General features: G+C 36.3%; 1 protein-coding gene. It reads right to left on the bottom strand.

Features of this window, described 5'->3' with window-relative positions; genetic code table 11:
* A partial coding sequence (locus Q0138_RS00395) for a DUF3344 domain-containing protein (protein ID WP_297979359.1) occupies nt 1-7,381 on the bottom strand: 7,381 nt, incomplete at its 3' end.
* Nucleotides 7,382-7,509 lie beyond the last annotated feature (128 nt).

Genomic DNA, 7,509 nt, shown 5'->3' with positions numbered 1-7,509 from the left:
TGACATTATTAAAGGATTCGATAGTTCCAGCAGGATAAGCCAAGTCCTTACCAAGATTACCATTATATAATACTTTAGGAGTAATGGTAGCTTCAGCTAATACATCACCTGTAGCCTTATCAGAAACAATTACAGTGTAATTGACTACAGCATTATCTGCACCGTTAACTGTATCAGCAGTAACAGGTCTGATAGTATCATCAACCAATAGCAATTCTTTGCTATCTAAGTAATCAATAGCAATTTCAGTGCTGTTAACCTTTTTGCCGTCAACATAGAAGTCAACTACAAGAGTATCGCAATCGCTTGCAACATTGGTTAAATTAAGTTTCAATACATTATTTGTACCTGCAAATGCAGAGTTAGAATATTCAGAGCTTAAGCTTGCCTTAGCATAAGGATTGGATTTCTCAACAACAACAACTTGCTCAAGAGCTAAAATGGTAGAACCTGTAGCAACAAATGATACAGCATTGGATTCCTTAATGGAATCAGTTAAATCAATCATATATGCATCAACAGAGTTACTGCTACCATTCCAGACATTAGCAAATTCTTCACCATTTACAATTATGTTACCTTCACCAGTTTGAGCGCTTGCAGCAAAGACATAAAGTTCAGCACCTTTAATATCTTCAATATTCTCTACAGTCAATAGAGAATCACTTGCAACGAGTCTGCCGTCAAAGTTATTAGCATTGGACAATAAGTCAGCACCATTGTACATGTAAACAGTAGTTAAGGTATCAGATTCAGTCACATTGTATAACGCTACAAGAGTGCTTGGATAAACAGCAGTCATACCATCTTCTTTATTCAATACAAAGCTGTTTTCACCAGCCTTAATAAGGTCAGCAACATCATAAATGACTAATCCGTATCCATATTTACCATAGGTACCAAGGTTGGATTGGTCCCTATAGCTTGCAACAGGACTAAGGCTTGCACCATTGAATGTAGTGGTCCAAACAGGAACAGTTCCATTGGTCTTATCCCAATTGTAAGCAACATAAACATAAGCGTTAGCAAATGCAGCATCAGAAGGAACATTTACAGTCCAAACATCAGTACGATTAGTGGTTTTAGAACCAAGATAAGTGGAATCAGCTAAAGTTTCAATGATGACACCACCATTAACAGTGACATTATTAAAGGATTCGATAGTTCCAGCAGGATAAGCCAAGTCCTTACCAAGGTTACCATTATATAATACATTTGGAGTTATTGAAGCCTCACCTAAAAGACTGCCAGTTTCCTTATCACTAACGATTACTGTATAATTGACTTTAGCATTATTTGCCCCATTTACAGTGTCTTCTGTAATAGGTCTGATGATATCATCTGTCAATAATAATTCAGTACTTTCTCCATTATCTAAATTAATTTCAGAGCTGTTTACCTTATTGCCGTCAACATAGAAGTCAACTACAAAAGTAGTGCCATCACGAGCGACACTGCTTACATTAAGTTTCAATACATTGTTAGTACCTGCAAATGCAGCATTAGAATATTCAGAACTTAAAGCAAGATTAGCATGAGGATTGTATTTTTCTACAACAACAAATTGCTCTAAAGCAAGGATAGTAGAACCTGTAGCGACAAATGAGACAGTGTTGGATTCCTTAATGGAATCTGTTAAATCAACAAGATATTCATCTACAGAATTAGCGCTACCATTCCAAACATTTGTAAATTCTTCATCATTTATTATAAGATTAGCTTCACCAGTTTGTGCACTTGCTGCGAATATGTATAATTCCGCATTTTCAATATCAAATATATCCTCAACATCTAAGACAGAATTACTTGCAACAAGTCTTCCATTGAAGTTATTTGCATTGGACAATAAGTCAGCACCATTATACATGTAAACAGTAGTTAAGGTATCAGATTCAGTCACATTGTATAACGCTACAAGAGTGCTTGGATAAACAGCAGTCATACCATCTTCTTTATTCAATACAAAGCTGTTTTCACCAGCCTTAATAAGGTCAGCAACATCATAAATGACTAATCCGTATCCATATTTACCATAGGTACCAAGGTTGGATTGGTCCCTATAGCTTGCAACAGGACTAAGGCTTGCACCATTGAATGTAGTGGTCCAAACAGGAACAGTTCCATTGGTCTTATCCCAATTGTAAGCAACATAAACATAAGCGTTAGCAAATGCAGCATCAGAAGGAACATTTACAGTCCAAACATCAGTACGATTAGTGGTTTTAGAACCAAGATAAGTGGAATCAGCTAAAGTTTCAATGATGACACCACCATTAACAGTGACATTATTAAAGGATTCGATAGTTCCAGCAGGATAAGCCAAGTCCTTACCAAGATTACCATTATATAATACTTTAGGAGTAATGGTAGCTTCAGCTAATACATCACCTGTAGCCTTATCAGAAACAATTACAGTGTAATTGACTACAGCATTATCTGCACCGTTAACTGTATCAGCAGTAACAGGTCTGATAGTATCATCAACCAATAGCAATTCTTTGCTATCTAAGTAATCAATAGCAATTTCAGTGCTGTTAACCTTTTTGCCGTCAACATAGAAGTCAACTACAAGAGTATCGCAATCGCTTGCAACATTGGTTAAATTAAGTTTCAATACATTATTTGTACCTGCAAATGCAGAGTTAGAATATTCAGAGCTTAAGCTTGCCTTAGCATAAGGATTGGATTTCTCAACAACAACAACTTGCTCAAGAGCTAAAATGGTAGAACCTGTAGCAACAAATGATACAGCATTGGATTCCTTAATGGAATCAGTTAAATCAATCATATATGCATCAACAGAGTTACTGCTACCATTCCAGACATTAGCAAATTCTTCACCATTTACAATTATGTTACCTTCACCAGTTTGAGCGCTTGCAGCAAAGACATAAAGTTCAGCACCTTTAATATCTTCAATATTCTCTACAGTCAATAGAGAATCACTTGCAACGAGTCTGCCGTCAAAGTTATTAGCATTGGACAATAAGTCAGCACCATTGTACATGTAAACAGTAGTTAAGGTATCAGATTCAGTCACATTGTATAACGCTACAAGAGTGCTTGGATAAACAGCAGTCATACCATCTTCTTTATTCAATACAAAGCTGTTTTCACCAGCCTTAATAAGGTCAGCAACATCATAAATGACTAATCCGTATCCATATTTACCATAGGTACCAAGGTTGGATTGGTCCCTATAGCTTGCAACAGGACTAAGGCTTGCACCATTGAATGTAGTGGTCCAAACAGGAACAGTTCCATTGGTCTTATCCCAATTGTAAGCAACATAAACATAAGCGTTAGCAAATGCAGCATCAGAAGGAACATTTACAGTCCAAACATCAGTACGATTAGTGGTTTTAGAACCAAGATAAGTGGAATCAGCTAAAGTTTCAATGATGACACCACCATTAACAGTGACATTATTAAAGGATTCGATAGTTCCAGCAGGATAAGCCAAGTCCTTACCAAGGTTACCGTTATACCATAAGGTAGGGGTAAGGGTAGCTTCAGCTAAAATATCACCAGACTCCTTATCACAGACAACAGCAGTATAATTGACTTTAGTAGTACTTGCACCATTTACAGTATCAGCAGTTACAGGCCTAATGGTATCGTCTGTCAATAGAATAACTGAAGATTCTCCAACAGCTAAAGACAATTCATCAACATCAACTTCCAATCCGTCTGCATATAATTTAACAAAATAATCATTGCCAACAAGACCGTCATTAGTTACATTTACTTTTAAAACATTGTCAGTACCTGCAAATGCAGCGCCAGAATATTCGGAACTTAAACTCACATCTGCTGAAACAGCATCATATTCAAGAACAAGGAATTGTTGTAAAGCTAAAATGGTGGAACCAGTAGCAACAAATGAGACATTATTAGACTCTTTAATTGAATCAGTCATGTCTACAGCATAAGTTTCAATGGAATTAGCACTACCATTCCAAACATTAGTGAACTCCTCATCATTTACAATTAAATTACCTTCACCTTCTTGAGCGCTTGCAGCAAATACATATAAGTCAGCTGAAACAAGACTTTCTCCTAATTCAACATCTAATACGCCGTTACTGGAAGGAACTCTACCCGCAGTGTTGTTTGTATTAGCCAATAAATCTGCACCATTGAACATATATACATTTTTAATGGTGTCAGATTCAGTCACATTGTAAAGAATCACAAAAGTGCTTGGATAAACAGCAGTAAAGCCAGAAATTTTACCTAATGAGAAAATATTGCTTCCATTAGTGTTGACCAATTCGGAAACGTCATAAACAACAAGACCATAGCCGTATGTACCATATTTACCAAGGTTGGATTGATCCCTATATGCAACAGCATTAGTTATGTTGACCTCATTGAAACTGGTGTTCCAGACAGGAAGGGTGCCTTCAGTTTTATCCCAATTGTATGCAACATATACGAAAGCATTAACGACAGTTGAGCCTTCAGGCATTTCGATTCTCCAAATGTCTGTTCTTCCTACAGCACTGCCTGCACTGTAATCGAACTTGGAATCCACATAAATGTCACCGTTTATTGTGATGTTTCTGAATGATTCGATAGTTCCAGCCGGATAAGCCAAGTCCTTACCAAGATTACCGTTGTATAAGACAGATGGGAAGATGCTGGATTCAGCTAGAACCTCACCAGTTTCCTTATTGCTTACAATAACAGTGTAATTTACAACATCGTTTTCTTCGCCGTTTACAGTTGCTTCAGTAACTGGCCTGATGGTATCATCTTCTACCATCAATACAGTGTTATAGTTAATAGGCAAGTAAACTTCAGAGCTGTCCTTTTTAACAGAGTCAACATAGAAATCAACCACATAAGTCAAGTTAAATGCACCATCATTGGTTAAATGAACTTCCACAACATTGTTTGTACCTGCATAGGAAACATTAGCATATTCAGAAGCCATATAAACGCTAGCGGATGGTAAAGATTCGCCTGCAACGATAGTACCGGATAATATGTCTGTAGCATAACTGTAATCAGGAGTGACAGTATACATTCCCAATTCTTTTACAGTATAAGCTGCCTTGTATACCCCTTCTTCTAATGTGAATTCAGAAATTGTTAGGTTTTCATCTGCAGTTTCATTAATTGAAACAGTTAATCCTTCACCGTTAATCAAATTACCATTGTCATCCATAATGTAAACATCGATGTTGACAGCGTCATCTACAGACGCATAAGCAATATTGGAATCGATATCAGTTTGGTTTACAATAGCAGCAAGATAAACAGTACTGATTATGGACTTATTGTTATAGATCGCATAATCTGAATCAATTGTGTTATTTTCCAAGAATAGGTAACCGCTATTATGAATAGTGTAATTTAATCCATCTGCAGAATTATTCACAAATTGGTTATTAGCCACATCAAGGAAGTTTGCTACATTGAAGTCAGATAAGATAGCCCCACCATTTTGATTAGCATGATTACTTGTGAAGTTTGAATCAGCAATATGTGATTTGTCTCCACGCCAGTAAATAGCTCCACCACTTGAATTAGCATCATTATTCTCAAATGCACAATTTAATATTCTTCCTTCCACTGAAGTAGCCCAATATACAGCACCACCATTTTTAGCGGAATTGTCCTTAAAGACACTGTTCATTATTGTTCCGTTAGCAGAGCTAGCCGCCCAATGGACTGCTCCACCGCCAGCAGTGTTTGTTGTGAGAGGTGCAGTATTTCCTATAAATGTACATTGATCGATTACGCCATAAGTTCCAATCCAATAGATAGCGCCTCCAGTATGATTTCCACCACTGTAAGTAGTATAAGATGAATTTGCAGAGTTATTTGTAAAAATACAATTTGTCACATTAACATACTTAGCGTTTAATGCAATAGCTCCACCAGCAGATGCAATACAATTGGTAAAGTTGGAATTTATTACTTTTAAATTATCCTTGACACAACGGATTGCCCCACCATCACGGTATGCATATGAATCTTCAAAACTGCAGTCGGTTATGGTTGCATTTAGAGCATTTATATAAATGGAGCCTCCACCATTTGAACCAGTTCCAGTATTGTTTATGAAGGAACATTTCTCGACGATAAGGTTTTCTCCTTGAGTATAAAGGGAACCTCCATTGGAAGTATGGTTGTTGTCCCTAAAGATACAATTTAGGAATTTAGCCCCTTTGGAATCACTGTCAACATATGTTGTTCCCCCAACACCTTTTCCATGAGTTAAAGTCAATCCATCTAAAGTCACATTTGTTCCATAAACTCTAATGATCCTATAAGCATCATTTCCAGTAAATACAGCACTTCCAGGATTTTCAGCTACAAAATATGTGTTGTTTACCTTAATCTGATATTGGTCGTTTTTAGATGCAGCATAGGTACCATCAAGAATATGGACCATAGTATATGGAACCAAATTAGTAATTGCATTTACTAAAGTAGTAGGATCCGCTGCAGATGCTCCTGTGCCTTCACCCTCAGGACTTACATAAACATGATTTCTATATTCTGGAGCATTAACAGTCAATACAGAAAGAACATTCTTGAATGTGCCTTCACGACTATAAACCAATGTATTTGCATTATCCCTTACGGAACTGGTTACATCCCATTTGTGATAATTATACATACTAGCGGAATTAGATTCTATCTCATTATCCAAGCTTCCTCCATTGAATGTATAGCTACCATCAGTACTTGAAAGAGCAACATTAACCAAGGTAGCGCTAGAATAATCAGGGTTTAAAGTCCCTACATCAAAATTAGAATTGGCAGTTCCAGTATTAATCCATGCTTGACCAGAATTTACCCAATAGTCAAATTGGTCATTGTCACCATCATTATAAGCAAAGACTAATCCGATTAATTTTATTCTACCGTCAAACTGATAATCATTAAGTTTACTGTTTACTACATTGAACTTTAACTGACCTGTAGCACCCTGAACCTTATCTGTGATGTCATAGATCATATGATAGTCAGAATAGCATTTTGTGGTGTGATTGTTTATTGTGTAAACAGTTCCATCAGTAGAGCCTTCTGTAGACACTAGCTCTTCACTTGCAATTTGACTTGTCTCACCATTGGATGTTATTGAGATGTTTGATTGGGCACCATAAGTTGGTTGTGCAGACCCAGAATATACATTCACATATAAGCCTGCATATTGAACATCATTGACATCCGTTGGGACATCATAACTTAATTCAGCAGAAGTGGATCCAGAAGCAAAAGGAGCTGTTGTTGCAACATCAACTCCCCCAGAAACACTTCCTTCTGATACTGTGCTTAAATCATCTGCACTTGCAGCTCCTAAGGACAATACCAGAGTTATGAAAATTAAGCTAACTAAAAAAAACATTTTATTATTTTTCATAATCTTAGCCTTTTTATTTTTTTTCATAATTTTAGCCTTTTTATTTTTTTCATAATAAATATCAAACAAAATTAAAAAAAATTAAAAAAATTAGATAATAATAAATTACCCAATATAAATAAAAAAAT

The organism is uncultured Methanobrevibacter sp. (assembly GCF_937906425.1).
Taxonomy (GTDB): domain Archaea; phylum Methanobacteriota; class Methanobacteria; order Methanobacteriales; family Methanobacteriaceae; genus Methanobrevibacter.
The sequence above is the reverse complement of the archived record's forward strand: the minus strand, read 5'-3'. Positions and strand labels throughout refer to the sequence as shown.